At 72.1% G+C, this 26,344-nt stretch carries 26 protein-coding genes; 15 read left to right on the forward strand and 11 right to left on the reverse strand.

The features are described from left to right. Positions 1-85: 85 nt before the first annotated feature. Together ACIBMZ_RS23955 and ACIBMZ_RS23960 are read right to left on the reverse strand one after the other, a co-directional pair. Complete coding sequence (locus tag ACIBMZ_RS23955; RefSeq protein ID WP_396697339.1) at positions 86-1,084, reverse strand: phosphotransferase; 999 nt, start codon at positions 1,082-1,084, stop codon at positions 86-88. A 57-nt stretch (positions 1,085-1,141) separates the two neighbouring features. Next, positions 1,142-2,314: a thiolase family protein gene (locus ACIBMZ_RS23960; protein WP_396697341.1), complete on the reverse strand. Its 1,173-nt coding sequence runs from the start codon at positions 2,312-2,314 to the stop codon at positions 1,142-1,144. A 112-nt stretch (positions 2,315-2,426) separates the two neighbouring features. Between ACIBMZ_RS23960 and ACIBMZ_RS23965 the strand changes: the two genes are divergently transcribed. Further along, the gene (locus ACIBMZ_RS23965) at positions 2,427-2,861 is read left to right on the forward strand and encodes a PH domain-containing protein (protein WP_396697343.1); all 435 of its coding nucleotides are present in this window, start codon (positions 2,427-2,429) and stop codon (positions 2,859-2,861) included. Between the two features lie 48 nt (positions 2,862-2,909). Here ACIBMZ_RS23965 and ACIBMZ_RS23970 read toward each other — a convergent pair whose 3' ends face one another. Further along, on the reverse strand, positions 2,910-3,821 hold the full coding sequence (locus tag ACIBMZ_RS23970) for a rhomboid family intramembrane serine protease (protein ID WP_396697345.1): 912 nt from the start codon (positions 3,819-3,821) through the stop codon (positions 2,910-2,912). A gap of 142 nt (positions 3,822-3,963) precedes the next feature. Beyond that, entirely contained in the window at positions 3,964-4,494 is a 531-nt protein-coding gene (locus ACIBMZ_RS23975) for a peptidylprolyl isomerase (RefSeq protein ID WP_396697347.1), read from the reverse strand. A 59-nt stretch (positions 4,495-4,553) separates the two neighbouring features. On the opposite strand from ACIBMZ_RS23975, the gene ACIBMZ_RS23980 reads away from it, so the two are divergent. Further along, the gene (locus tag ACIBMZ_RS23980; RefSeq protein ID WP_396697349.1) at positions 4,554-5,369 is read left to right on the forward strand and encodes a hypothetical protein; all 816 of its coding nucleotides are present in this window, start codon (positions 4,554-4,556) and stop codon (positions 5,367-5,369) included. A gap of 56 nt (positions 5,370-5,425) precedes the next feature. Here ACIBMZ_RS23980 and corA read toward each other — a convergent pair whose 3' ends face one another. The 3 genes from corA to ACIBMZ_RS23995 all read right to left on the reverse strand — a co-directional run bounded on the left by corA (position 5,426) and on the right by ACIBMZ_RS23995 (position 8,694). Further along, the gene (gene corA, locus ACIBMZ_RS23985; RefSeq protein WP_396697514.1) at positions 5,426-6,484 is read right to left on the reverse strand and encodes a magnesium/cobalt transporter CorA; all 1,059 of its coding nucleotides are present in this window, start codon (positions 6,482-6,484) and stop codon (positions 5,426-5,428) included. A gap of 473 nt (positions 6,485-6,957) precedes the next feature. After that, on the reverse strand, positions 6,958-8,052 hold the full coding sequence (locus ACIBMZ_RS23990; RefSeq protein ID WP_396697351.1) for a PLP-dependent aminotransferase family protein: 1,095 nt from the start codon (positions 8,050-8,052) through the stop codon (positions 6,958-6,960). 147 nt (positions 8,053-8,199) lie between these two features. Beyond that, positions 8,200-8,694: an ester cyclase gene (locus ACIBMZ_RS23995; RefSeq protein WP_396697353.1), complete on the reverse strand. Its 495-nt coding sequence runs from the start codon at positions 8,692-8,694 to the stop codon at positions 8,200-8,202. Between the two features lie 136 nt (positions 8,695-8,830). Here ACIBMZ_RS23995 and ACIBMZ_RS24000 point away from each other — a divergent pair, with 136 nt between their 5' ends. From ACIBMZ_RS24000 to ACIBMZ_RS24020, 5 genes are all read left to right on the forward strand, one after another. Next, positions 8,831-9,280 (forward strand): NUDIX domain-containing protein, encoded by a 450-nt coding sequence (locus ACIBMZ_RS24000; protein ID WP_396697355.1) that lies wholly within the window; start codon positions 8,831-8,833, stop codon positions 9,278-9,280. Then, the gene (locus tag ACIBMZ_RS24005; protein ID WP_396697358.1) at positions 9,277-10,044 is read left to right on the forward strand and encodes a hypothetical protein; all 768 of its coding nucleotides are present in this window, start codon (positions 9,277-9,279) and stop codon (positions 10,042-10,044) included. The genes ACIBMZ_RS24000 and ACIBMZ_RS24005 overlap by 4 nt, the downstream gene beginning before the upstream one ends. 73 nt (positions 10,045-10,117) lie before the next feature. Then, positions 10,118-10,849, forward strand: a complete 732-nt coding sequence (locus tag ACIBMZ_RS24010) for a sugar phosphate nucleotidyltransferase (RefSeq protein WP_396697516.1) — start codon at positions 10,118-10,120, stop codon at positions 10,847-10,849. Then, the gene (locus ACIBMZ_RS24015; RefSeq protein ID WP_396697360.1) at positions 10,837-11,904 is read left to right on the forward strand and encodes an iron-containing alcohol dehydrogenase family protein; all 1,068 of its coding nucleotides are present in this window, start codon (positions 10,837-10,839) and stop codon (positions 11,902-11,904) included. Before ACIBMZ_RS24010 ends, ACIBMZ_RS24015 begins: the two co-directional genes overlap by 13 nt. Then, a complete protein-coding gene (locus ACIBMZ_RS24020; RefSeq protein ID WP_396697363.1) occupies positions 11,888-12,601 on the forward strand; it encodes a CDP-alcohol phosphatidyltransferase family protein in 714 nt (237 codons plus the stop codon). Before ACIBMZ_RS24015 ends, ACIBMZ_RS24020 begins: the two co-directional genes overlap by 17 nt. A 344-nt stretch (positions 12,602-12,945) precedes the next feature. Here the strand turns inward: ACIBMZ_RS24020 and ACIBMZ_RS24025 are convergent, their stop codons facing one another. Next, positions 12,946-14,328, reverse strand: coding sequence for a glycosyltransferase family 4 protein (locus tag ACIBMZ_RS24025; RefSeq protein ID WP_396697366.1), 1,383 nt, complete (start codon positions 14,326-14,328; stop codon positions 12,946-12,948). 24 nt (positions 14,329-14,352) lie between these two features. On the opposite strand from ACIBMZ_RS24025, the gene ACIBMZ_RS24030 reads away from it, so the two are divergent. The 6 genes from ACIBMZ_RS24030 (at position 14,353) to ACIBMZ_RS24055 (ending at position 21,322) form a co-directional block, all read left to right on the forward strand. Next, positions 14,353-15,213, forward strand: coding sequence for an Fpg/Nei family DNA glycosylase (locus ACIBMZ_RS24030; protein ID WP_396697369.1), 861 nt, complete (start codon positions 14,353-14,355; stop codon positions 15,211-15,213). Positions 15,214-15,538: 325 nt separating this feature from the next. Beyond that, positions 15,539-17,050 carry a sugar transferase gene (locus tag ACIBMZ_RS24035; RefSeq protein WP_131054760.1) on the forward strand — a complete coding sequence of 504 codons (1,512 nt, stop codon included), beginning with the start codon at positions 15,539-15,541 and terminating at the stop codon, positions 17,048-17,050. A 39-nt stretch (positions 17,051-17,089) separates the two neighbouring features. Then, the gene (locus tag ACIBMZ_RS24040; RefSeq protein WP_396697371.1) at positions 17,090-18,316 is read left to right on the forward strand and encodes a sensor histidine kinase; all 1,227 of its coding nucleotides are present in this window, start codon (positions 17,090-17,092) and stop codon (positions 18,314-18,316) included. Next, positions 18,313-19,092, forward strand: coding sequence for a LytR/AlgR family response regulator transcription factor (locus tag ACIBMZ_RS24045; protein ID WP_396697373.1), 780 nt, complete (start codon positions 18,313-18,315; stop codon positions 19,090-19,092). The genes ACIBMZ_RS24040 and ACIBMZ_RS24045 overlap by 4 nt, the downstream gene beginning before the upstream one ends. Positions 19,093-19,279: 187 nt before the next feature. Beyond that, the gene (locus tag ACIBMZ_RS24050; protein WP_396697518.1) at positions 19,280-19,681 is read left to right on the forward strand and encodes a hypothetical protein; all 402 of its coding nucleotides are present in this window, start codon (positions 19,280-19,282) and stop codon (positions 19,679-19,681) included. Next, on the forward strand, positions 19,682-21,322 hold the full coding sequence (locus ACIBMZ_RS24055) for a cation acetate symporter (protein WP_396697375.1): 1,641 nt from the start codon (positions 19,682-19,684) through the stop codon (positions 21,320-21,322). A gap of 28 nt (positions 21,323-21,350) precedes the next feature. On the opposite strand, the gene ACIBMZ_RS24060 is transcribed toward ACIBMZ_RS24055, so the two are convergent. Continuing rightward, positions 21,351-22,172, reverse strand: a complete 822-nt coding sequence (locus ACIBMZ_RS24060) for a hypothetical protein (protein WP_396697377.1) — start codon at positions 22,170-22,172, stop codon at positions 21,351-21,353. After that, positions 22,165-22,665, reverse strand: coding sequence for a SigE family RNA polymerase sigma factor (locus tag ACIBMZ_RS24065; RefSeq protein WP_396697379.1), 501 nt, complete (start codon positions 22,663-22,665; stop codon positions 22,165-22,167). The genes ACIBMZ_RS24060 and ACIBMZ_RS24065 overlap by 8 nt, the downstream gene beginning before the upstream one ends. 225 nt (positions 22,666-22,890) lie before the next feature. Between ACIBMZ_RS24065 and ACIBMZ_RS24070 the strand changes: the two genes are divergently transcribed. Then, the gene (locus ACIBMZ_RS24070) at positions 22,891-23,655 is read left to right on the forward strand and encodes an ABC transporter ATP-binding protein (protein WP_396697381.1); all 765 of its coding nucleotides are present in this window, start codon (positions 22,891-22,893) and stop codon (positions 23,653-23,655) included. After that, positions 23,640-25,328 (forward strand): ABC transporter permease, encoded by a 1,689-nt coding sequence (locus ACIBMZ_RS24075; RefSeq protein ID WP_396697382.1) that lies wholly within the window; start codon positions 23,640-23,642, stop codon positions 25,326-25,328. Before ACIBMZ_RS24070 ends, ACIBMZ_RS24075 begins: the two co-directional genes overlap by 16 nt. Here ACIBMZ_RS24075 and ACIBMZ_RS24080 read toward each other — a convergent pair. Beyond that, complete coding sequence (locus tag ACIBMZ_RS24080; RefSeq protein WP_396697383.1) at positions 25,312-26,232, reverse strand: endonuclease domain-containing protein; 921 nt, start codon at positions 26,230-26,232, stop codon at positions 25,312-25,314. The genes ACIBMZ_RS24075 and ACIBMZ_RS24080 overlap by 17 nt on opposite strands. Positions 26,233-26,344 lie beyond the last annotated feature (112 nt).

A 26,344-nucleotide genomic window follows, 5' to 3' on the forward strand; every position in this document is an offset into this window, starting at 1 on the left:
GTGGCTCACCGACATGCTTTTTGCAAATTCCACGTTACGTCTTGCAACCCGGCCGAGCCCCTCTCGACCGGCTCTCGCGACGCGCTCAGGCGAACTCGGTGACCAGTAGTTCGTCGAGCCACCCGGGCACGCTGGCGGCGAACTCGGCGCGACTCGGGTCGGTGGTGTCCAGCGCCCGACGCCAGGACAACGACCGGCTGACCATGGTCACCCCGGCCGCCGTCTCGGCGAGCCGGAGCAGGGTCGGACGGTCGCAACGGTCCGTCCACGGCTCCAGGTACGCGTCGCGCAGCCGACCCAGCGCCGGGTCCCCGGCGTCCAGACCGTTGACGTACGCGACCGACCGCAGCGCCACCAGCAGCGTGCCGAACGGGTGCGCCACCGAGGCGTCGCCCCAGTCGAAGAAGCGGTGACCGTCGCCGGTCACGAAGACGTTCCCGTCGTGCAGATCGTCGTGCTGGACGGTCGGCCCGATCGGCCCCTCGGCCAGCAACCGGCACCGCTGCGCGTACTCGGGCAGCCGGGACCGCAGCCGGTCGCGGGCCTCGGTGGTCAGGCCGTCCGGAGTGTCCAGCAGCAGCGCCGCACCGTCGTCGAGCAACTCGGCGAGGTGCCCCGGCAGTGCCTCCGGGCGATGGTCGGGTACGCCGAGACCGAGCAGTTCGTCGACGTGCGCGGCGGTGGCCCGTTGCAGGTCGGCGTACTCGGGCAGGATCCGTTCCCACCGGGCCGGGTCCGGCTCGCCGGTCAGCGCCTCGCGCAGCGTCGCGCCGCCGTGCGGCAACAGCGCCCAGCGCCGCCGGGTGTCCACCGCGATCGGGTCGAGCACCCGTCCGGGTGCCAGCCGGGCCAGAGCTGCGGTCAGTGCCGTCTCGAAGCCGGTCCCCGCCGCGTTCGCCTTGAACCACACGTCACCGGCGTCGGTCGGCACCCGCCAGATCAGCGCCCACGGTCGGACGCGTGGCTCGACCGGGCCGGTTATCCGCTGCCCGGTGCGGGCGAGCGCCTCGGCCACCCACTCCCACGCGGCGGCGCGCCACATCCGGTCGTCCCAGTCGGTGTACGGTGCGGTCGCGGCGGTCACGGGGGCACGCTAACCCCCACCGGAGTCGGCCCGCGACGGGTTTTTACCGCGTACGGGTCAGAGCAGCTCGACGATGGTGGCGTTGGCCATCCCGCCGCCCTCGCACATGGTCTGCAAGCCGTAGCGCACCCCGTTGTCGCGCATGTGGGCGAGCATCGTCGTCATGATCCGGGCACCGGACCCGCCGAGCGGGTGCCCCAGCGCGATGGCACCGCCGCGAGGATTGAGCCGCTCCGGGTCCGCCTCGGTCTCCGCCAACCAGGCCAGCGGCACCGGGGCGAACGCCTCGTTCACCTCGTACACCCCGATCTCCTCGATGCCCAGCCCGGCGCGGCGCAGCGCCTTCGCGGTGGCCGGGATCGGCGCGGTGAGCATGGTGACCGGATCGTCGGCGGCGACCACGGCGGTGTGCACCCGGGCCAACGGACGCAGGCCGTGCCGGCTGGCCCACTCGCTGGTGGTGACCGCGAGCGCCGCCGCGCCGTCGGAGATCTGCGAGGCCGAACCGGCGGTGACCACGCCCTCCGGGTGGAACGGGGTGGCCAGTTCGCCGAGCTTCTCCAGCGAGGTCTCCCGGCGGATGCCCTCGTCAGCGGTGAACTTCCCGCCGTCGGCCAGCGGCACCGGGGTCAGCTCGGCCTCGAACGCCCCGGCGTCCTGGGCGGCGGCAGCCTTCTCGTGGCTGGCCAGCGCGAACTCGTCGAGCTGGGTCCGGGACAGCCGCCAGCGCCGAGCGATCAGCTCCGCGCCGACGCCCTGGTTGAACGGCAGCGGCGAGTCCTCGGCGACCCCTTCGACACCCCGGTAGCGGGCCAGGATCTGGCCGCTGAACGGCAGCCCGCCCGCCGCGCTGGAACCCATCGGCACCCGGGTCATCGACTCGACACCGCCGGCCACCACCAGGTCGGCCTGTCCGGAGAGCACGGTGGCGGCGGCGAAGTGCAGGGCCTGCTGGCTGGAGCCGCACTGCCGGTCCACCGTGGTGCCGGGCACCGACTCGGGCCAGCCGGCCGCGAGCACGGCATTGCGGGCCACGTTCCACGACTGCTCGCCGACCTGGGAGACGCAGCCCCAGACCACGTCGTCGACGAGCGTCGGGTCGATGCCGGTGCGTTCGGCGAGGGCACGCAGCACGTGCGCCGACAGGTCCACCGGGTGGACCGTGGCCAGGCTGCCCTTGCGCCGCCCGACCGGGGTACGCACCGCGCCGACGATAACCGCGTCACTCATGTCTACTCCCCGGTAACCTGGGCTGTTCCCGATCCTACGCCGCCGACGCGGCGACGTCGCCGCCCGTGGGCACCGGCATGCCGGTCACCTGCCGCGCTGGCATGCTGGTCGGGTGACGTTCGAGACGGTCGCCCGGCAGTGGCGGGTACGCCCCGCGCTGCCGATCCTCAAGCTGGTCGGTGCGGGCGGCGTACTCGCCCTGGGACTCCTGCTCGCCGACGGCGACCTGCTCCGGCCGGCGCTCGGCGTACTGGCCGGCGCGGCCCTCGTCGCCTGGGGCGTACGGGACCTCGTCGCACCGGTCCGGCTCGCCGTGGACGCCGACGGCGTCACCGTGCCGACGGGGTGGTGGACCGCGCGGCGGCACCTGCCCTGGTCGACGATCGAGACCATCGAGGTGAACCGCCGGGCCGGGCGCGGGGTGAGCGGGCCGGTGCTGGAGATCGACACCGGCGAGTCGCTGCACCTGTTCAGCCGGCAGGACCTGGACACCGACCCCGACGAGGTGGCCGACGCGCTGCGGGCCGCCCGCCCGACGACCGGCTGAGCCCGCACCGGCCCGCCGCGTGTCGCGGGCCGGTCACGGGCGATGGGCTCAGCCGAGCAGGGTGAAGGTGCGGAACAGGGCCAGCACCAGCAGCACCACCAGCAGGAACGAGCCGCCGGTGACCTGCACCAGCGTCCGGTGGGACCGGGGTGCGTACGCCAGCACCAGCGCCATCAACGCGCCGAAGACCAGACCGCCCAGGTGACCGGCGATCGAGATCTGCGGCACGGTGAACGTGAAGATCAGGTTGATCACCAGGATCGGCACGATCGCCGAGGTGTCCCGACCCAGCCGACGCATGATCACGAAGGTCGCCGCGAACAGCCCGAAGATGGCGGTGGAGGCACCGGCTGACATCTGGTTGGGGGCGCTGAACACGTACACCGCGACGTTGCCGCCGAAGCCGGCGATGAGATAGAGCGCGATGAAGCGCAGTGGCCCGAGCACCGCCTCCAGGGACCGGCCGAGGACCCAGAGCGCCCACATGTTCAGCAGCAGGTGCACCACGCCGTAGTGCAGGAACATCGCGGTGACCAGGCGATACCACTGGCCCTCGGCGATGCCGCCGATGCTGCCGTCGAGGAACATCGCCCGGCCGAGCACCGCACCCCACTCGGTCAGCGGGGTGCTCCCGCCGAGCAGGCCGCCGAAGCCGCTGCCGCCGGCCGCCGCGTCCCCGCCCCGGTCGGAGGCGATGGAGATCAGCATCACCATCAGGTTGATGCCGATCAGCGTCTTGGTGACGTACCCGAGCCGACCGGTCTCACCGCCACCGAAGGCGGTGCGCGCCGGTCGTGTGCTCCGGCGGCCCTGTGCCACGCACTCCGGGCACTGGAACCCGACCGACGCCTCGTTCATGCAGTCCGGGCAGATCGACCGGTCGCACCGGGTGCACCGGACGTACGTCTCCCGGCCGGGGTGGCGGTAACAGACCGGGGTGGTCGGCGGGGATTCGCTCACCGGGTGCTCCAGGTGCCCGAGCGCTCAGTCATGCGAGCAAAGGTACCTCGGGCCACCGGTGAGACGGGTCAGGCGACGTACGGCCGGTCGGTGCCCGCCGCGCCCAGGCCCGGGCGGCGGGCACCACCTGAGACGGCCGGTGTCAGGCCGGCTGCCGCTCGATCTCGATGCGCTCGATGACCACGTCCTGGAGCGGCCGGTCGCTGGGACCGGTCGGCGTGTTGGCGATCGAGTCGACCACCTTCGCGGACTGCTCGTCGGCCACCGCCCCGAAGATGGTGTGCCGGTTGTTCAGGTGCGGCGTCGGCGACACCGTGATGAAGAACTGCGAGCCGTTGGTGCCGGGCCCGGCGTTCGCCATCGCCAGCAGGTACGGCCGGTCGAACCGCAGCTCGGGGTGGAACTCGTCGGCGAAGGTGTAGCCCGGACCACCCCGACCGGTGCCGGTCGGGTCGCCCATCTGCACCATGAATCCGCTGATCACGCGGTGCGAGATGGTGCCGTCGTAGTACGGGCCGTTGCCCGGCTTGCCGGTCCGCGGGTCGGTGTACTCACGAGTGCCCTCGGCCAGGTCGACGAAGTTGCGAACCGTCTTCGGCGCGTGGTTGGGGAAGAGTTCCAGCCGGATCGGGCCGGCGTTGGTGTGCAAGGTGGCGTAGACAGCCTCGGCCACGGGTACTCCTTACTCGTTGGTCAGTTCCTTGCGGATCCTCCCATGTGCCCGATCTGGACATGCGGAGGCATCCGAAGGTGGAGGATGAGACGAAGCAACTCCCAGGAGGTGGGACCGTGTTTGGAATCGGGCGCCGCAGGACTGAGGGGCAGTTGGCCCGGGCCGAGCTCAATCGGGGGATCGGTCACCTGAGGCTGGCCGCCACGCACGCGGCGAAGGGGGCCGGGTCCACCGTCGGCCCTCGGGTCCAGACGGCCCGCGACGCGGTGGCACCGACCGCGGTGCTGGTCCGCGACCGCGCCGCGAGCGGCCTCGCCACCACGGCCGCCGCGATGGCGCCGCTGGCCCTGGCCGTGCGTCACGCACAGGCCGAGGCCGCCGGCCGGGCCGCGTCCGGCAAGAAGGTCGTCGCCAAGCAGGCCGCGGCCGCCAGGAAGGTCAAGGCGAAGAACATGAAGAAGATGAAGCGGAAGAAGTCCCGTCGCAGCGGGACCATGCTGGCCGGCATGCTCGCCGCCGGTGTGGTGGCCGGGCTGGCCGGTGCGATCGCCCTGCGACGCCACCGCGAGCAGCAGGAGTGGACCGAGTACGACGCGACCACGACGCTGGAGCCGATGCGCGACGAGGTGGAGACCATCGAGGTGCGTACGACCGCCCCGTCGGGTGTGGCCAAGGCGTCGACCGGTGCCGGCAGCTCGGCGGTGGTCTCCGGCGACAGCGCGTCGACCACCACGCCGCCCAAGCCGTCCCCGGTGACGCCGACGGACAAGGTGCCGTCGGTCGCCGAGGGTGCCCGGACCACCAACGGTCGGCCCGCCGACGACCTGACCACCGCTCTGAGCAAGTCGCCCAGCAAGTCCAACGGTCGCGCCTGATCTCCCGGTCCCGCCTCCGCCCCGCCACCTCCGGCGGGGCGGGCGGGCTGCGGGGGTCAGAGCCAGTCGTTGCGGCGGAACCACCGGTAGAGCGTCAGCGAGATGGTGAGCATCAACGCCAGCACCACCGGGTAGCCGTACACGATCTTCAGCTCGGGCATGAACTCGAAGTTCATGCCGTATATCCCGGCGATCGCCGTCCACACCGCCGCGATGGCGGCCCAGGCGGCGATCTTGCGCATGTCGTTGTTCTGGTCGACGGTCACCTGGGCCAGTCGGGCCTGGAGGATCGAGTTCAACAGGTCGTCGTACGAGTTGACCTGCTCGACCGTACGGCTCAGGTGGTCCTGCACGTCGCGGAAGTAGCGACGGACCTCCTTGGGCACCTCGCGGCTCATCTGGGCGGTGAGCGCGAGCAACGGCCGCTGCAACGGCATCACCGCCCGCTTGAACTCGACCAGTTCCCGCTTCATCTGATAGATCCGCTGGATCCGGCCACTGGCCTGCCGGTCGAAGACCTCCGTCTCCAGCACGTCCATGTCGTCCTCAAGCTGGTCGGCGACCTCCAGGTACAGGTCGACGACCCGGTCGGTGATCGCGTACGCGACCGCCCAGGGGCCGTGCAGCAGCAACTCCCGCCGGGCCTCCAGCTCCTCGCGGACCGGTGCCAGCCGGCAGGCGTCCCCGTGCCGGACGCTGATCAGGAAGTGCGGGCCGATGAAGAGCATCACCTGCCCGGTCTCCACCACGTCGGTCTTCTCGGTCAGCTCGGTGTGCTCGCAGTAGCGCGCGGTACGCAGAACCAGGAAGCTGACCTCGCCGAAACGCTCCAGCTTGGGCCGCTGGTGCGCCTTGACCGCGTCCTCCACGGCCAGCTCGTGCAGCCCGTACGTGGCGGCGATCTCGCTCATCTCGGCCAGCTCCGGCTCGTGCAACCCGAGCCAGACGAAGCCGTTCTCGGCGCGCCGCGCCTCGGCGAGCGCTTCGGCGTAGCCGCAGTCGCCGCCCTGCCGCCGCCCGTCGAGATAGAGCGCGCAGTCGACCACCGCACTGCGCCGTGGACCCGCCGGGGCCTCCACCCGCTGGGACCCGTCCGGGTTGAGCCGTCGGGTCACCGCGCGTACCGGCGACCAGGCGCGGGCTCGCGGCGACCGGGCGAGCGGCGACGGGACCGGCTGGGGATCGGTCTGGTCGCGGCCGGTGGAGGCGGCCCCCTCCCGCTGCATCCGCTCCGTCATCACGCCCCCCGTCCGCGCTCGGCTGCGGCTTGCAGGGTACGCCGCCGTACCGATCATGGCGGCGGCGCGGCGGCGGGGGGGTGGCGCCGGACGGACCGGATCGCATCAGGGGGGTGAGGGGGCGATCCGGCCCGCCCGGCGCCGTTGGGGGCGGGGGGTTGTGCTGACCGCGTCACACCACACCGCAGCCGGCCGGGCCGCACCGCGCCGTCGGCGTCACGCCGGCCGGGACCGGCGTGACCTGCACGACATGTGGTGAAGGACGCTCGCAGCATTGTGGGCCGCCAGTCGCCACAGCGGGAGTCCCGGGCACGCCGGTATCGCCGTTCTGTCGGAAACCCGACAGATTTTCACCCCCGGACTGCCTCCATCGCCTCGGCCAGCCGCCGGACGCCCTCGTCGATGCGGTCGGCGGTCACCGCCGAGTACGCCAGGCGCAGCGCGTGCCGGCCACCGTCCACCACGAAGTCGCTGCCCTTGACCACCGCGACGCCGCGCTCGGCCGCCGCCGGGGCGAGCTTGTCGACGAGGACGTCCTCGGGCAGCTCGACCCAGAGGAAGTAGCCGCCGTCCGGCTCCACGAAGCGGGCCTCGGGGATGTGCCGCCGCAGCGACTCGGCCAGCGCACCGGCCCGCTCGCCGAGCGCCGCCCGGACCGTCTCGATGGACCGGGCGATGTCGCCGGAGACACAGAACTGGTGCACGATCGCCTGCGCCACCATCCCCGGCGAGATGTAGAGGTTGGTCGCCTTCTTCGCGATGTCGGCGATCAGGTCGGCCGGGCCGACCAGGTACCCCACCCGGACGCCGGGGCAGACCGTCTTGGTGAAGCTGGAGGCGTGCACCACGACGTCCCGGGTGTCCATCGACAGCATCGACGGCAGCGGCTCGCCCCGGAACCGGACGTCGGCGTACGGGTCGTCCTCGAAGATCGTGAAGCCGAACTCGGCGGCCAGGTCGAGCAGCTCACGCCGCTTGTCCGCGGAGAGCGTCACGCCGGCCGGGTTCTGGTAGTTCGGGATCACGTGCGCCAGGCGCGGCCGTACCCCGGACTCCAGCAACTTGCGCAGCTCAGCGGTGTCCAGGCCGTCCGGCTGGATGGTGACGCCGTGCACCTCGGCACCCATCCGCTGGAGGTTGAGCAGGGTCCGGTCGTAGGTCGGCCGCTCCACCACCACCGCGTCACCGGACCGGACCAGGTGGTCGAAGAGGAAGGCGTCGGCCTGCAACGAACCGTTGGTGATCAGCACCTGCTCGGCCGTGACCCCGTGCTTCTCCGCGACCCACTGGCGCAGCGGCAGATAGCCGACGGAGGTGCCGTAGGCGGTCACCCCGGCGGGATCGGCGTCGAACGCGCGGACGGCGGCGGCCTTGAGCCCTTCGACATCGACGATGTCCAGAGAGGGGGCGCCACGGGCGAAGGAGATCAGCTGCTCGGCAGTCATGGCTGTTCAGCGTACGGGCGGCGGCCGGGTGAACGCGTACGGCACGGCGATGTCCGCATCCTGAGCCACCGAGTCGGGTGAACCGGTGCGGACCGGGCGTCCCGCCCGCGCGGACCGACTGCGTACCAGGTCAGGCCGGACGACCGATCAGGCGGCGACCGCCCGGGGTGCGGCGGTGACGGCGGGCTCGTCGGCGAACGACCCGTCCGGGGCCTGCTGCCGGGACAGCCCGGCGACGTGCAGGCCGAGCAGGGCGATCAACTGTCCCCAGTCGAAGTAGGACCGCCAGGCGGCGATGCGTCCCCGACGCACCCGGACCATGTCCACCACCTCCCAGGAGACGGTGCGTCCAGTGGGAGCCACCGTGCCGAACGGGGTGTGCAGCACCCCGGTGTGGGTGCCGGTGAGTCGCCGCTCGACCGCTGCCCCACCGGCCGTACGCACCGAGCCGAGCACGTCGACCCGCAGATCCGGGAAGGCACCCGTCCAGGTACGCAGCAGGGCGGGCAACTCGACCGGCCGGACCGTCACACCCGGCATCGCGTAGTACCCGTCCCGGGCGTACAGGTCGGGGAGTCGGGCCACGTCCCGTCGCAGGAGCATGGCGTACTGCTGCTCGACCAACTGGTCCGCGCCGCGCATGTCGACCTCCTCGCGTGCGCGTCTCGGCCCGCGCCCGCAGAGAATCCATACCCCCGGTCCGACCGGTCCACACCAGCGGACAAGTCCGCCCGAGCGGACATCGCCGCAGCTCGGCCCGGCGGCTACTGTTCTTGGGGTGTCCACCGAGCCGCTGCGCTGCGCCGGAGCGCTGATCGTCCACCCCGACGGGCGCCTCTTCTTCCAACGCCGCTCGCCGCACCGCCGCCTCTTCCCGAACAGTTGGGACATCGTCGGCGGCCACCTCGAACCCGGCGAGACCGTCGAACAGGCGCTGCGCCGGGAGGTCACCGAGGAGACCGGCTGGCGCGTCTCGGAGATCATCGCGCTGGTCGGCGAATACCGGTACGTCGGCGACGACGGCCTGGCCCGGGTCGAGAGCGACTGGCTGATCCGGGTCGACGGCGACCTGACCGCACCGGTCCTGGAGGTCGGCAAGCACACCGAGTACCGCTGGCTCGGCCCGGCCGACCTCGACCTGCTCGACGAGGACCGCGACGTCAACGACGGGCTGATCCGGCGGATCGCCGAGGAGGCCTTCGAACTCCTGGGTCCGACCGGTTCGTGAGCGACAGCGTCGGGCTCGCCGCGCACCGGTACGTGGCGCTGGTCGCCCCCGTCCTCGACCGGGTCGTCCGCGCAGCGATACAGGCCGGGCAGGACGGCGGCGGAGCGGAACTGAGCCAGCGGTACGGCGGCATGCCCGCCACCAGCTTCCTGGTGGAGATGCGGACCCGCCTCGCGGCCGGCGGCTCGGTCGACGGGGCCGGATTCGCCGCGATCACCCGGTACCGGGACCCGGTCGCCTGTCGACGCGCCCTGGACCGGCACGTCGCGTACGGGATGATCCACCGGCGGCCGGACGGCGGGCTCACCGCCACCGAACGCGGCACCGCGTTCCTCGCCGAGCTGTACCAGGTACACGCCGAGGTGACCGAGGAACTCTGGGCCGGTCACGACGACCGGGTGCAGCGGTCGGCCGAGACCGCCGGGCGGCTGCTGGCCGCCGCCCTGTCACCCCGAGGCGACGAACCGGTGCCCAGTCCCGGCGCGTTCGACGCGGTCGCCCCACCGTACGAGCCGGACGGCACCCCGTCGGGCGTGCTGCTGCTCAACCGGCTCGGCACGCTGCGGTACCACCGGGCCGACGCGCACACCGACGCCTGGACGGCCGCCGGACACACCCCGGCGAGCATCGCCGAGCTGACCGACGGGGCGCAGTGGCAGGCCATCGAGCTGGAGACCGACCGGCGGGCGGCCGGACCGTACACGGCGCTGACCGCCGAGGAGCGACTGACCTTCCTCGCCGACCTGGCGGCCCTGCCCGGCTGACCCCCGACAGCCGGGCGACGCGCGGCGCTATCCTCCTTCGGTGAACGCCGTGAGAACAGGAACTGATGTCGGCATGGTCGGGATGGTGCTGGCGGCCGGGGCCGGTCGCCGCCTGCGCCCGTACACCGACACGCTGCCCAAGGCGCTGGTCCCGGTGGACGGCGAGATCACCATCCTCGACATCGCGCTGCGTAACCTCGCCGAGGTGGGGCTGACCGACGTCGTCGTGGTGGTCGGCTACGCGGCGGACGCGGTCCGCGAACGCCAGGCCGACCTGGAACGCCGCCACGGCGTGACGCTCACCCTCGTGCACAACGACAAGGCCGAGGAGTGGAACAACGCGTACTCGCTCTGGCTGGCCCGCGACTGGTTCGCCCGGGGCGTGCTGCTGGTCAACGGGGACACCGTGCACCCGGTAAGCATCGAGAAGACGCTGCTGGCCGAGCGCGGGCCCGGCGTACTGCTCGCGGTCGACACCCTCAAGCCGCTGGCCGAGGAGGAGATGAAGACCACCTTCGACGCCGCCGGGCAACTCACCCGGATCACCAAGCTGATGGACCCGGCGCAGGCGTACGGCGAGTACATCGGCGCGACGCTGATCGAGCCGCAGGTGGCCGGGCCGCTCGCCGACGCGCTGGAGGCGACCTGGCGGCGCGACCCGAACCTGTACTACGAGGACGGATACCAGGAGTTCGCCGAACGGGGTGGCGAGGTACGCGCCGCACCGATCGGTGACGTGTCCTGGGTGGAGGTCGACAACCACGACGACCTGGCCCGGGCGCGGGAGATCGCGTGCCGTTACTAGCGCGCACCGTCACCACACCGCTGTCGATCGAGGTCCGCCGAGGGGCGGTGGCCAACCTCGGCGCGCTGCTGGCCGACCGGCGGATCTCCGGCGGCGGCGACGTCGCAGTGGTGGTCGGCCCCGGGCAGGGCGAGAAGATCGCCGACCTCTGCCGGCCCTCACTCGGCTCGGCCGATATCTTCACCGTGACCGGCGGCACCGTCGACTCCGCCAACGAGCTGGGCGACCAGCTCCGGCGCCGACACTACGACGCGGTCGTCGGCATCGGCGGCGGCAAGACCATCGACACCGCCAAGTACGCCGCCACCCGCTACGCCATCCCGATGGTCACCGTGGCGACCAGCCTCGCCAACGACGGCATCGCCTCCCCGGTGGCATCGCTGACCCACGAGGGCGGCAAGGGCTCGTACGGCGTGCACATCCCGATCGCCGTCCTGGTCGACCTCGACTTCGTGGAGAACGGGCCGGATCGGCAGACCCAGGCCGGCATCGGCGACGCGGTGAGCAACCTGAGCGCCTGCGCCGACTGGGAACTGGCCCACCGGGTACGCGACGAACCGATCGACGGACTCGCCGTGACGCTCGCCCGGACCGGGGCCGAGGCACTGGTCAACCACCCCGGCAAGATCACCGACGACACGTTCCTCACCACGCTGGCCGAGGCGCTCATCCTCGGCGGGATCTCGATGTCGATCTGCGGGTCCAGCCGCCCGGCCAGCGGCGGCGACCACGAGATCTCGCACGCCATCGACCACCTGTACCCGGGCACCGGCTCGCACGGCGAACAGGTCGGCCTGGGCGCGTTGTTCTGCACCTTCCTCCGGGGCGACCGGGAACGCTTCGGCCAACTCGGCCGCTGCCTGCACCGGCACGGCCTGGCCGTCCGGCCGGAGGAACTGGGCCTCACCGACGAGCAGTTCGTCGAGGCGGTGGCCTTCGCGCCGCGCACCCGACCGGACCGCTACACCATCCTCGAACACCTCGCGTTGTCCGCTGACGACATCCGGACCCGGCTGGGAGACTACGTTGACGCCCTCCGTGAGCACCTTGGCTGAGCCCTCGCACCCCACGATCGCCGACTTCCACCGGGTCAACCGGGGCGGTGGCCTGTTCAGCGAGTCGGTGAGCCAGTGGATCGGCGCCGTCTTCGCACTGGTCGCCCAGCGGCTCGGGCTCCGGCCGACCGCGCTGACCATCACCAACCTGGTACTCGGTCTCGCCACCTCGGTCACCGTGGTCGCGCTCGCCGGGCCGGTCGCCGCCGGGGACGTACCCGCCTGGGTGGTCGGGCTGCTCGCGCTGCTCGGCTGGCAGATCGCGTACGCCCTGGACTGCGCCGACGGTCAGCTCGCCCGGGTGACCGGTCAGGGCAGCGCGGCCGGGGCCCGGGTCGACGTGCTCTGCGACGTGGCGGCCCAGATCGCCCTGGTCGCCGCGCTCTCCGCGACCGCCGTGGCGCAGGTGCCGTCGACGCCCGTGTGGTTGGTGGCGGCCTTCGCGGGCACCTGGATGGTCAACCTGGTGACCTCGGTGATGCAGTCCGGCCCGAACGCGGCCAGCATGGTCACCTCCACCAGCCTGCCGGTACGCCTGGTGAAGCTGATCCGCGACTACGGCGCGGTGATCTTCGTGGCCGCCCTGGTGCTGGCCCTCGCCCCGGCGCTCGTGTTCTGGGTTCTCGTGGCGTTCACCGTCGTCAACGGCGGCTTCCTGCTCGCCAGCATCGCCTTCTCCGCCCGCGCCTCGCTCTAGCCGGCATGTAAGGAAGGGCACCTTACTAACGCCTCGTGCATAGCAAGGGCCCCCCGTTAACGCAGCCTGCCCCGATCAACGCAGCCTGCCGACGGCCCCCTGACGGCAGCCGCCGTACGCGCGCATCCCGCCCCTAGAAGATCGTGCCCACCTCGCACCCCGAGATCGCGCGCCGACCACTCCCCAAGATCGTGCTCGATCCAGGATCGAGTGGCATCGAAGCGCCGGGGTAGCCACTCGATCCCGGATCGAGTGGCTACCGAACGCTCACCCACTTCCGCCGCTGGGGGGCTCGGCACGACACGGGAGGCGCGGGAGACAGCGGGACACGTGGGGGGTGGGGGTCAGCGGAGGGAGGCGTACACGTCGATGAGGCGCTTGGTGACCACCTCGGGGTGGAAGGTGCGGTCGTAGCGGGCGCGGGCGGGCCCGGCCAGGGCGGCGGCTCCGGCGGCGGCCACCGGCAGCGCGGCGGCCAGGGCCGCCGGGTCCGGCGGCACCACCCAGCCGGCCTCCCCGGCGCGGATCCCAACCGGCAAGGCACCCACCCGACCGGCGGAGTCGACCTGACCGACGGATCCACCGGGGCCATCCGAGCCGACGGGGCCGAGGCCATCGGAGCCCAGTCCACCGGAGCCGACCGGGCCGGCAAGATCAACCGGGCCGGACGGGCCGCCGGGGCTGGGCGGGGCGGCTGCCGAGGCGGCCACGGCCGGGCCGGTGCCGGCGGGTTCGCGGGGCGTGTCGGCGCCGACCAGGTACGGGATGCCGCCGAGCGCGGTGCCGAGCACGGGCCGTCCGCTGGCCAGCGCCTCGATGATCACGGTGGGGAGTACGTCGTGCCAGGTCGAGGTCGCCAGCACCACGGCGCTCGCGTTCAGCGCCTCGCGGACTCCGGCCCGGTCGAGCGGGCCGAGGAAGGTGACGTCCGACCGTTCCGCCGCCGCCGCCTCGACCAGCGGGCGTAGTTCGCCGTCACCGGCCACGCGCAGCGGGCCGAGTGTGCCGTCCGGGTGCCGACGCCACGCCTCCAACAGCAGGTCGAGGCCCTTCTCGGGGGAGAGCCGACCGAGGAAGAGGAAGCCGTGGCCCAGCGGCGCGGGGGTGCCCGGGTCCGGGATGGCGTTCGGCTTGACCACGATCCGGTCGTCCGGGATGCCGTAGTCGCGGAGGTGGTCGGCGACGGCGCTGGTCAGTGCGATGAACCGGTCCACCGACTTCCAGGTGCCCCGGTGCACGGCCAGGGTGGTCGCCATCAGCGCGCTCTGCGCCCGCGAGCCCCGGTAGCAGCGGTGCACCACCGCCGGCACGCCCAGCGTCCGGCCCCGGCAGTCCTGGCAGATCACCCCGTCGCGGAAGTACAGGCCGGAGGAGCAGACCTGACGGTAGTTGTGCACGGTCTGCACCACGGGCACGCCGTGCCGGTGCGCGGTCCGCACCACCCAGGGCGACAGCAGCGGGTACGGGTTGTGCAGGTGCAACACGTCCGGCCGGTGCTCGGTGAGCAGCCGGCTCAGCTCCTGTTGTGCCCGGGGGGCGTAGATCGGGGAGATCGGCAGCAGGGCCTTCGCCGTCTTCGGCATCGACGGGATCTCGTCGGAGCTGCGCAGGAACGGCAGCACCTCCACGCCGGCCGCCGCGAGCTGGGAGATCTCCACGTCGACGATGGTGTTCTCGCCGGACGGCTGGGCTTCCCGGTACCGGTTGTGCGCCACCACGATTCTCACGGCAAAGAAGGCTACCGTTGAGCTGTGCCCGAACTACCGGAGGTGGAGGCGCTCGCAGGCTACCTGCGGCAGCGCGCGGTGGGCCGGCGTGTCGACCGGCTGGAGGTCGCCGCGATCAGCGCCCTGAAGACGTTCGATCCGGCGCCGAGCGCGGTCGTCGGTCGGACCGTGACCGACGCCCGACGGCACGGCAAGTTCCTCGACGTCGTCTTCGACGGCGGCCTGCACCTGGTGGTCCATCTGGCGCGGGCGGGTTGGCTGCACTACCGGGAGGCGTTCGCCACGACCGTCCCGCTTCGTCCCGGGAAGGGGCCGATCGCCCTGCGGGTACGCCTCGACGACGGCTCCGGCTTCGACCTGACCGAGGCCGGTACGCAGAAGAAGCTCGCCGCCTATCTGGTCACCGACCCGCAGCAGGTGCCCGGGGTGGCCAAGCTCGGGCCGGACGCCGTCGCCGCCGACCTGAGCACCTTCGCCGAGGCGCTGCGCAGCCGCCGGGGGCAGCTCAAGGGCGTGCTCACCGACCAGTCCGTGCTGGCCGGGGTGGGCAACGCGTACTCGGACGAGATCCTGCACGCCGCGAAGCTGTCGCCGTTCGCGCTGACCGACAAGCTCAGCGACGACCAGATGGCCACGCTGCACGCGGCGACCCGCCGGGTGCTCGGTGACGCGGTGGCCCGCTCGCTGGGGCAGCGCGCCGCCGAACTCAAGGGCGAGAAGCGGTCCGGGCTGAAGGTGCACGCGCGGACCGGGCTGCCCTGCCCGGTCTGCGGGGACACCGTCCGGGAGGTCTCCTTCGCCGATTCGAGCCTCCAGTACTGCGCCACCTGCCAGACCGGCGGCAGGCCGCTGGCTGACCGACGGTTGTCCCGACTTGTACGGTGAGTGACGTTGCTCATCGACTACGGAGCGGAATCGGACGTGGGTGCCGAACCGCCGCTCGGACGCTCTACCCGGGCCACAATCCATCGGTATAGTGGCCCGGTCCCCGGCTTCCGGACGGCGCGAAGTCGGCCAGATCCCAGGCGAAAACGAGTCTGTCGCGCAATGTCCCCCGGGTCCGCGACGGACACGGATCCGCGTGGGAAGCTGGAACGGTGGGCGACGCGGGCCATCACGGCGAGTGAGCGGCACGCGTCATGCGGGAGGACATGGTGAGGTGACGACTAGCCTCCAGCGCCCGGTGACCAACGAAGGCCGGAGCAGACTCGTGCGGCACGTCGACAGCTTCGAGATCCAGCCGCCGACCCCGCCCTCCACCAGCGGCGTACCGCGATCGGCGTGGGCACGGGCGCGGCGACGCGTCTCCCGCTGGCACCGGCCGTACACCGCGATCCTGCTGCTGCTCGACTTCGCCGCCGTCGCCTTCTCCAGCTACACCGCGATCCACAGCTTCGACCAGGCCACCGCCGGTTTCTACGACGCGCAGAACGACCCGACGTGGTTCTTCACCGTGGCCTTCCTGCTGTTGCCGCTGGGCTGGCTGGTGGTGCTGTGGTTCAACGGCGCCTACGACCGGCGCTGTCTCGGGCTCGGGCCGGACGAGTTCAAGCGGGTGATCCGCGCCGGGGTCACGGCCTGCGCCACGGTGTCGTTCCTCGCCTTCGCCACCAAGACCGACCTGTCCCGGTTCACCGTCGGCACCGCCCTGCTGATGGCCCTGCTGCTGATCCTGCTGGGCCGGATCCTGGCCCGCTTCGTGCTGCACGTGGTCCGGCGCAACATCCAGCAGGCGGCGCACCGGATGGTGCTGGTCGGTACGCTGCCGGACTGCCTGGAGGTCTACACCGCGGTCACCCGCAACCCGTCTGCCGGGCTGGTCCCGGTCGCCATCCACATCACCGACGGGTACGCGGCAGCCCGGGGCGTGCAGACTCCCGTGCCCGTGTACGCCGGCCGCGACGTACTGGCGCTGGTCCGCGAGGTCGGCGGCGACACCATCGCGGTCTGCGGCTCGGCCAGCTCCGAGCCGGGCGAGCTGCGCCGACTGGCCTGGCAGTTGGAGGGCTCCGGGGTCGACCTGGTGGTGGCCCCCCAGTTGACCGACATCGCCGGTCCCCGGGTGCACATCCGCCCGATCGAGGGCCTGCCGCTGCTGCACGTCGAGGAGCCGACTCTCTCCGGGCCCGCGCTGCTGGCCAAGAGCATGATGGACCGGGTCGGCGCCGGTCTCGGCCTGCTGATGCTGGTGCCGGTCTTCCTCGCCGTCGCCGTCGCGATCCGGATCTCCGACCCGGGTCCGGTCTTCTTCCGCCAGCCCCGGGTGGGGCACGAGGGACGTACGTTCCGGGTGTGGAAGTTCCGCACCATGTACGTCGACGCGGAGGACCGGCTGGCCAGCCTGACCGACCAGAACGAGACCGACGGCATGCTGTTCAAGATGAAGCAGGATCCGCGGGTCTTCCCGGTGGGCCGCTTCCTGCGCGCCTCCTCGCTCGACGAGCTGCCCCAGTTGATCAACGTGCTCAAGGGTGAGATGTCGCTGGTCGGGCCGCGCCCGCTGCCCGCCGACGACGGTGACTTCCTGGGCGACGTCCGACGCCGACTGCTGGTTCGTCCCGGGATGACCGGCCTGTGGCAGGTCTCCGGCCGTTCGGACCTGTCCTGGGACGAGGCCGTCCGGCTGGACCTCTACTACGTCGACAACTGGTCGCTGGCGTACGACCTGAGCATCCTGTGGCGCACGGTCGGCGTCGTGCTGGCGCGCAAGGGCGCGTACTGACTCTTGGCCCGGCGGCCGGAAACGACCAGGATCGTCGGCGTGGGTGGCAACCTCTCCGCCGTCGTCGGCGTCATCTCTCTGGTCGCCGTGCTGGCCGGGGCGCTGTACGCCGTCGGTCGGCTGCGCGGTCGCCGAGGCATCGCCACCCCCGGGCAGCGGGCCACCTACGAGGTGCTGCACACCGCCGGGCTGGCCGCCGAACCGCTGCGTGCCGGGCTGAATCCGGCCGGCGCGGCGAAGGCCGCCCGCCACCTGCGCACCCTGGTCGGGGCCGAGGGGCTGGCGTTGACCGACACCGACGACCTGCTCGCCCTGGACGGGCGGGGCGCACACCACGGTGACCAGCTACGCGCGGCGGCCCAGCGGGTGGTGGCGTCGGAGCGGTCGACGGTGCTCGGCGAGGCGGAGCTGTTCTGCGACCGCGTCGACTGCCCGGTCCGGGGTGCGGTGGTGGCCCCGCTGGCGGGCGCGGAGGGCCGGATCGCCGGTGCCCTGGTCGCCGTCACCGACGGGGTTCCCGCCCCCGGTCTGGTGCAGGCCACCCTGGAGACCGCGCACTGGGCGGGCAGCCAGCTCGCCCTCGCCGAGCTGGACTCGTCCCGGGAGCGGCTGGCCCGCGCCGAGGTACGGGCGCTGCGGGCCCAGATCAGCCCGCACTTCATCTACAACGCGCTGACCGCGATCGGCTCGTTCGTCCGCACCGACCCGGAGCGGGCCCGGGAGCTGATCCTGGAGTTCGCCGAGTTCACCCGCTACTCCTTCCGGGCGCACGGGGAGTTCACCACGTTGGCCGAGGAGCTGCGGTCGATCGACCGCTACCTGACCATCGAACGGGCCCGGTTCGGCGACCGGCTCCAGGTCCGGCTCCAGATCGCCCCCGAGGTGCTGCCGGTGACCCTGCCGTTCCTCTGCCTGCAACCACTGGTGGAGAACGCGGTCCGGCACGGCTTGTCGCGCAAGCCCGGCACGGGCATGGTGAGCATCGAGGCCCGGGACGCGGGAGCCGAGTGCCACATCACGGTGGAGGACGACGGAGTGGGGATGGATCCGGCCACGTTGACCGCCGGGATCGCCGAGCTGGCCGGTGCCACCGGCGACCCCGGCGACGACCCGGGCCAGCACGTCGGGCTCTCGAACGTCGACGAACGGCTCCGGTCAGTCTTCGGTGACGGCTTCGGCCTGGTCGTGGAGACGGGCCTGGGCTCGGGAACGAAGGTGAGCATGCGGGTACCCAAGTTCCATCCCGGCGTACGGGCGGGCTCGTGACCGGCAACGGCGGCCCGGCCGCTCCCGGTTTCCTGCGCGTCCTGGCGGTCGACGACGAACCGCCCGCGCTCGACGAGTTGGCGTACCACCTGCGCGCCGACCCCCGGGTGGCCCGACTGCACACGGCCGGTGACGCCACCGAGGCGCTGCGGGTGCTCCGCGACGGCGACATCGACGTGGTCTTCCTGGACATCCGGATGCCCGGCCTGGACGGCATGGAGCTGGCCCGGGTGCTGCGCCGGTTCGCCCGGCCACCGGCGATCGTCTTCGTCACCGCGTACGACGACGGCGCGGCCGACGCCTTCGACCTCGGCGCCACCGACTACGTCCGCAAGCCGGTCCGGTCCGAGCGCTTGTCCGAGGCGCTGCGCCGGGTGGTCGGTTCGCGGGTGGTGCCGTCGCACCCGGCCGCGCTGGCCCGCACCGAGGAGGACCCGACCATCCCGGTGGAGTTGGCCGGTAGCACCCGGATGCTGCCCCGCTCGGCGGTGCGGTGGGTGGAGGCGCAGGGCGACTACGCCCGGCTGCACACCGTGGACGGCGCCCACCTGGTCCGGGTGTCGCTGGCCACGCTCGCCGAACGCTGGGCCGACGCCGGTTTCGTCCGGATCCATCGGTCGTACCTGGTGCAGCTCCGGCTCATCGCCGAACTCCGGCTGGTCAACTCCGGGTACGTGGTGGTGGTCGACGGCACGGAGCTGTCGGTGAGTCGGCGACACATCCGGGAGTTGAAGGACAAGCTGGTCCGCGCCGCGAAGCAGGAGTGGAGCCGCTGACGGCGTGACCGCTGTCCACCGGGTTATCCACAGGCTGCGCCACTTATCCACAGGTTGTGCACAGCCCTCTTGACATTCCCGTCCGGCAGACGAGACTGCCGAGGTGGCCGCTGCCGACGATCCCGTCCCGGCGCCCGGGGCGGCGGCACGGCCCGGGGCGCAGCCCCGCCCCGCCGACTCCCCTCGGGTGCCGCCACAGGGCGGGCCCCCGACACCCGAGGCGCCCACGCGTACCCGGGTGGTGCTGGCCGAGGTGTCGCAGCGGCAGCGCCCCGCCGCCGGTACGCACACCGAACTCACCCAGCAGACCCGGGTCGGAGAAGCCCTGGTCCGGGGGCTGGTCCGCGCCCAGTTGGCGTTGGCGTTGCAACTGTCGGCGGTAGTGCTGGTCGGGCTGGGCGGGCTGCCGTTGCTGTTCGCCGTCGCGCCGTCGGTCGGGCGGATGACCGTGCTCGGCGTCAACCTGCCGTGGCTGCTGCTCGGCGCGCTCTCCTTCCCGTTCCTGGTCGCGGTCGGGTGGACGTACGTGCGGCTGGCCGAACGCAACGAGCAGGACTTCACCGACCTGGTCCGGCGGCCGGAGCGCTGAATGGGCAACGACCTCGTCGTACCCGCGATCGTCGCGGTCACCCTGATCACCCTGGGGATCGGGTTCTACGGGCTGCGGCTGGCCCGGACCACCTCCGACTTCCTGGTCGCCTCGCGGGTGGTCAGCCCGACCTGGAACGCCGCCGCGATCGGCGGGGAGTACCTCTCGGCGGCGAGCTTCCTCGGCGTCGCCGGGCTGGTCCTCAAGTACGGCGTCGACGTGCTCTGGTACCCGGTCGGCTTCGCCGCCGGCTACCTGGCCCTGCTGCTGTTCGTGGCCGCACCGTTGCGCCGCTCCGGGGCGTTCACCCTGCCCGACTTCTGCGAGATGCGGCTCGGCTCCCGCCGGTTGCGCACCCTGGCCACCGTCTTCGTGATCTTCATCGGGTGGCTCTACCTGGTCCCGCAGTTGCAGGGTGCCGGGCTGACGCTGGCCACGTTGGCCGGGTCGCCGTACCCGGTGGGTGCCCTGGTGGTGGCCGCGGTGGTGACCGCGAACGTGGCGCTCGGCGGGATGCGTGCGGTCACCTTCGTGCAGGCGTTCCAGTACTGGCTCAAGCTGACCGCGCTCGCCGTACCCGCGATCTTCCTCGCCCTCCAGTGGCAGGCCGACGGGCGTCCGCCGGTGACCCCGCCCGACGGGCCGACGTTCCGGACCGCGACCACCGTCGTGGTCGAGCACCGTGCGGTGCTCACGCTGCCCGACGGCGCGACCCGGGAGGTACGCCCCGGCGACGAGTTGACCTTCGCAGCCGGTGAGCCGGTGCCGGCGGTCTCCGGGATGGCGACCGGATCCGCCGAATGGCTGCTGCCCAGCACCGCAGCCGACGACGACCGGGGGCTGTTCGCCACGTACTCGCTGATCCTGGCGACCTTCCTGGGCACCATGGGGTTACCGCACGTCCTCGTACGCTTCTACACGAATCCGGACGGGGCCGCCGCCCGCCGGACCACCCTGGTGGTGCTGGCGCTGGTCGGGGTCTTCTACCTGTTACCCACGATCTACGGCGTACTCGGCCGGATCTACACCCCGCAACTGCTGGTCAGCGGGCAGACCGACGCGGTGGTGGTGCTGCTGCCCGAAGCGGCGCTCGGCGGCGGGGCCACCGGACGACTGCTGGCCGCACTGGTCGCCGCCGGTGCGTTCGCGGCCTTCCTGTCCACCTCGTCCGGCCTGCTCACCAGCGTCGCCGGGGTGATCTCCACGGACGTGCTCGGCCGTGGTTCGGTACGCGGCTTCCGGCTGGCCACGGTGATCGCGGGCGGGATCCCGACGGTGCTCGCGTTGAACGTCTCCGGGCTGGACGTCTCGCAGGTCGTCGGGCTGGCGTTCGCCGTCGCCGCATCCAGCTTCTGCCCGCTGCTGGTACTCGGCATCTGGTGGCGCGGGCTGACCGACGCGGGTGCCGCCGCCGGCATCCTGGTGGGCGGCGGCGCGGCGGTGTCGGCGGTGCTGGTCACCGTGCTCGGCCCACCGCTGTCCGGCTGGCCCGCCACCCTGACCGCCCAGCCCGCCGCCTGGACGGTGCCGCTGGCCTTCACCGTGATGGTCGCCGTCTCCCTCGCCACCCGCCGCCGTGCCCCGAACGACATCGCCCGCACCATGCTGCGCCTGCACGCCCCCGACGCCCTCCGGCGGTGACCCGGCGATCCGGGGCACCGCCGCAGGATCAGCAGGTGTCCGTCCCGGCGCAGAGCCGCCGGGCCGCCGCCCGCCCCAACTCGACGGCCGCCGCCGTGTCGGTGATCTCGTTGTGCCACACCTGCGTGACCAGATCCCCCTGACGGACGAAGACGTAGAAGAGGGCCGGACCGGCGTTGTGTTGCGCGCGGACCACCAGAGATTCCTCACCGGCGAATCCGGCGGCGACCACCCACATCGACACGTACTTGTCGCCGCACGATTCGACCCGGTCGAGCACCAGACTCTGGTAACGAAGCGCGTCATCGACCGCGAGACGAGCCACGCGCTGCATCACGAAATTGCTGCGGGGCTCGGGATCCCGCAGGTACCGGTCCCGTTCCGCCCGAGTGACCAGCCGCAACAGCGGGTGGTCCGGGTTCACGCACCGATCCGCGCTGTCCGTGAAGGCCCAGTCGTCGTTACCCTCGGAATCGTCCGCCTGGTAGCCGGCCGGCCCGTCACCTTCCTGGAGCATGGCGGCAGCGGGCACCGCCGGGTCGGCGGCACCGACCAGCGGGCGGCGGTTCCCGGTCGGAGAGGTCGGCACCGTCCGAAGCGGGCCAGCGCTCGGGCCGGTCGACTCCGTCGGCGCAGGACCCGCCGGTCCCATCGGGGCGGTCGCCTCCGGGCTGCCGGAGAGGACCACTGCGCCGGTGGCCACCACCGCCACGGCCACCGCCGCCGCGAGGACGGACATCATCCGGGTACGCCGGGCACGCTGCCGCCCCCGGTGCGTGACCTGGTCGATCGACGCCCAGGTCAGCCGCTCGGTGTCCCGTAGGAGGTCGGTGAAGAGCGGATCAGGCATTGCGGACCTCCTCGGGAAGATCGGTGTCGAGCATCGCGGCCAGCGCCCGACGACCTCGGGCAAGTCGCGCCTTTACCGTGCCTGCGGGCGCGCCAGTCTGGCTGGCGATCTCCGCGACGGAGAGATCCGCGAGATGGTGCAGCACGATCACCTGCCGCTGCTCGACGGAGAGCCGACGCAACGCGGCGACCAGGGCCACGGTGTTCTCCGAGGGCGGCGGGACCGGCGAGGCGCTCCCGTGACGGCGGTACGCCACCAGCCCGTTGCGCATCTTGCGCCACCGGTTGATCAACAGGCGGTGTCCGACGATGCGTACCCACGCCTCCGGGTCGGCGTACCCACTGATCCGGGACCATCGCTGCCAGGCACGGACGTACGCCTCCTGGGCTGCGTCCTGGGCCTCGGTCAGGTCGCCGCCGAGCGCGTAGAGCATCGTGACCACCCGATGCCTGCTGGCTCGATAGAACTCCTCGAACCCGTCGTCCCCGTCCAATGGCCCTCCCCGTCCGGATCTGATTCATTCACCCGTCAGCAGGGCGTCCGGTTGCACACCTCGGAAAGGAAGGGCCCCCTATTAACGCCTGGGGTATAGGAGGGGTCCCCTGCTAACGTCCGTCGGCTTGCAGGGGCGACGGGAGCGACGTCCGCCTCGCGGATGAGTCGTGAATCGTCCTCCGGTCGGTCGGTGCGCTGGTCAGGACCGGATACGGTCGGGCTCATGACTGGTGAGCATCCGGCGCTGGCGCTGCGCGGCCTGGCGAAGAGGTTCGACAGCAAGATCGCGGTATCCGGCGTGGATCTGGACGTGCCGACCGGCTCGTTCTACGGCCTGCTCGGCCCGAACGGCGCGGGCAAGACCACCACCCTGTCGATGGCGGTCGGGCTGCTGCGACCCGACGCGGGCGGCGCCCAGGTGCTCGGGCACGACGTGTGGGCCAATCCGGTCACCGCGAAACGGCTGCTCGGGGTGATGCCGGACGGCGTACGCCTCTTCGACCGTCTCAGCGGCTCCGAGCTGCTGGCGTACCACGGTCTGCTGCGCGGCATGGACCCGTCGGTGGTCGACCAGCGGGCCGGGGAGTTGCTCGACGTGCTCGCCCTGGCCGACGCCGGTCGCACCCTGGTGGTGGACTACTCGGCCGGTATGAAGAAGAAGATCGGCCTGGCCTGCGCGCTGCTGCACGGGCCGCGACTGCTGGTGCTGGACGAGCCGTTCGAGGCAGTCGACCCCGTCTCGGCGGCGCTGATCCGCGACATCCTCCAGCGGTACGTCACCGGCGGCGGCACGGTGGTCTTCTCCAGTCACGTGATGGAGGTCGTGCAGCGGCTCTGCACCCACGTGGCGATCCTCGCCGAGGGCACCATCAAGCGGGTCGGCACGCTGGAGCAGGTGCGCGGCGAGCGCTCGCTGGAGGAGGTCTTCGTCGAGGTGGTCGGCGGGCGTACCGCCACCGGTCAGGAGCTGGCGTGGCTGTCTCAGTGACCGCCCCGGCGAAGCCGGTACGGACCGTCTCGGCCCGGCACTTCGTCCGGCTCAAGCTGCGGGTGATGCTCAACAACTTCCGTGGTCAGAGCTGGCGGGTCGCGCTGTTCCTGATCGGGTCGCTGTTCGGGCTCTGGATCGCGGTGGGCGCCTTCTTCGGCATGGCCGCCCCCGGGCTGGCCGGCGAGGGCAAGTACGCGCTCCTGATCGCCGCGCTCGCCGGCAGCCTCACCGTGCTCGGTTGGCTGCTGCTGCCGCTGGTCTTCTTCGGCGTCGACGAGACACTCGACCCGGCCCGATTCGCGCTGCTACCGCTGCCCCGCCGCACCCTGGTCAAGGGGCTGTTCGCGGCGGCGCTGGTGAGCGTACCGGCGATCGCCGCCCTGGTGGCGTTCTCCGGCCTGGTGGTCACCGCCGGTGTCTTCGGCGGCTGGTCCGCCGCCGTGGTGGCCGCGATCGGGGTCGTGCTGGGGCTGCTCGTCTGCGTCGCCGGTGCGCGGGCGGTGACCAGCGCGTTCGCCACCATGCTCCGCTCCCGGCGGGTCCGTGACCTGGCCGCTGTCCTGCTGGCGGTGCTGGCCGCGATGCTCGGGCCGTTGCAGATCGCGGGTGTGGCCGCGCTCGGCGAGGTCGACTGGGACCGGTTCGTCCCGGTGGCGACCGTGCTCGGCTGGACCCCGCTGGGCGCGCCCTTCACGGCTGGCATCGACATGGCCCAGGGACGGGTCTGGGCCGCCCCGCTGAAGCTGGCGATCGCCGTGCTCACCATCCTCGCGCTGCTGGCGTGGTGGTCGCGGTCGCTGGAGTCGGCGATGGTGGGTGCGGCGAGCAGCGGACCGGCCCGTGCTCAGGCGGGGCCGACCGGTGGCGCGGTCACCCAGTTGTTCCCCCGCGTGGCGGGTTGGCTGCGTCGGGACCAGTTCGGCGCGTTGGTCGCCCGGGAGGCCCGCTACTGGTGGCGCGACGCCCGGCGGCGGGCCAACCTGATCACCATCGCGGTGGTCGGCCTCTTCGTGCCAGTCATGGTCAACTACGGCGCGCAGGGCTTCTCGTACGACAGCGACCAGGGCTTCACCGTCGGCGGCTCGTCGCCGGTACTGGTCAGCGTCTCCATGCTCTTCGTCGGGCTGCTCGCCGCGGTCACCCTGGCCAACCAGTTCGGGTTCGACGGCAGCGCCTACGCCGCCAACGTGGTGGCCGGCGTGCCCGGTCGGCAGGAACTGCTCGCCCGGATGACCGCCTTCTCGCTGTACGTACTGCCGATGCTGGCCGTGGTCGCGGTGGTGATCGCCCTCGTTCTCGGCGAGCCCGCGTGGATCGGGTTCATGGCCGGTGCACTGATCGCCACCTACGGCGTCGGGCTGGCCGTCAACTCGTTCATCTCGGTACTCGGCGCGTACTCGCTGCCGGAGACGAGCAACCCGTTCGCCATGAACAGCGGTGCCGGCGTGGCCAAGAGTCTGCTGACGCTGCTGTCGATGGTCGTCACCGCCGCGCTCGGCGTACCGATGGTGGTGGCCGCCGCGCTACTCGGCGACACCTGGCTCTGGTTGGGCCTGCCGCTCGGCGCGGCGTACGGCGTGGGTGCGGCGCTGCTCGGCGCGTACCTGGCTGGTGACGCCCTGGACCGCCGCCAGCCCGAACTGCTGGCCACCGTCACCCCGCGCCGCTGAACGACGGTGGGCGGTGCCCCCGCGAGCGAAGGGCGGCCCGGACCTCGCTGACGAAGCCCTCGAAGTCCTCACGGAGGCGCTTCGCGGTGAGGTGCAGGATGATCCAATCCCCGGTGACCAGTCGGTTGAGCCGTCTGCGGTCCGAGTGGAACTGCTCCGGGTCGGCATGCCAGAGCCCGTCGTACTCCACCGCGACCCGATAGTCCGGCCAGGCGAGATCGAGACGAGCGACGAAACGGCCCCGGTCCGACACGACCCACTGGGTACGGGGCCGGGGTAGCCCGGCCAGCACCAGCCGCACCCGGGTCCGTGATTCCTGGGGCGACTCGGCTCCGGCGTCCGCGAGATCGACGGCCCGGAGCATCGCCCGCCAGCCCCGGCGGCCAGCCCGAGCCAGGGCGTACCCGCGCAGCGCGGACACGTCGGTGAGTCTGCGCGACAGCAGCGCGTCGATGGCCACCACCGCTTCCACCAGGTCGAGCCAGAGTGCCAGGTCCCAGCAGGTACGCACGGGGGACGTGACTGACGTGCCCGCGCGATCGAGGACATCCCCCGGGTCGATCGGCCCACGACGGACGCGCAGACCCGCAATGCTCCCGACGCGTACGTCAGGGGGCACGATGACGTCCACCGGGTCATCGGCGGCGACCCGGGCGCATCCGTAGAGTGCCGCAGCGGATCGACCGGCGATGGCCCCGGCCGGCGGGATCAGCCACCGGCTGACGGCGGCGCACCTGGTCCGGTGGGTGACGGACAGTTGGGCGTCCGCGTACACGTCTCGAAAGAGCGGACGCCAGGCGGAACTGCGGAGATCGTTGCGGGTGAGCAGGCCACTGGTGATCGCGTGGGACCCACGGAAGATGCGTCCCCGCAACTGCGGAGGCCGACGCGGCGATCTGGACATGCCATCGACGATTGCAGCCACCCCTTCCCGCGCGCTGCCCCTGTGGATAACGCGGCTCCCTGCCCGTGCCGCCGCCCGTCGGCGGCCCCGCACGCTCACGGGCGCCCCACGC

The organism is Micromonospora sp. NPDC049900 (genome assembly GCF_044461025.1).
GTDB lineage: Bacteria > Actinomycetota > Actinomycetes > Mycobacteriales > Micromonosporaceae > Micromonospora.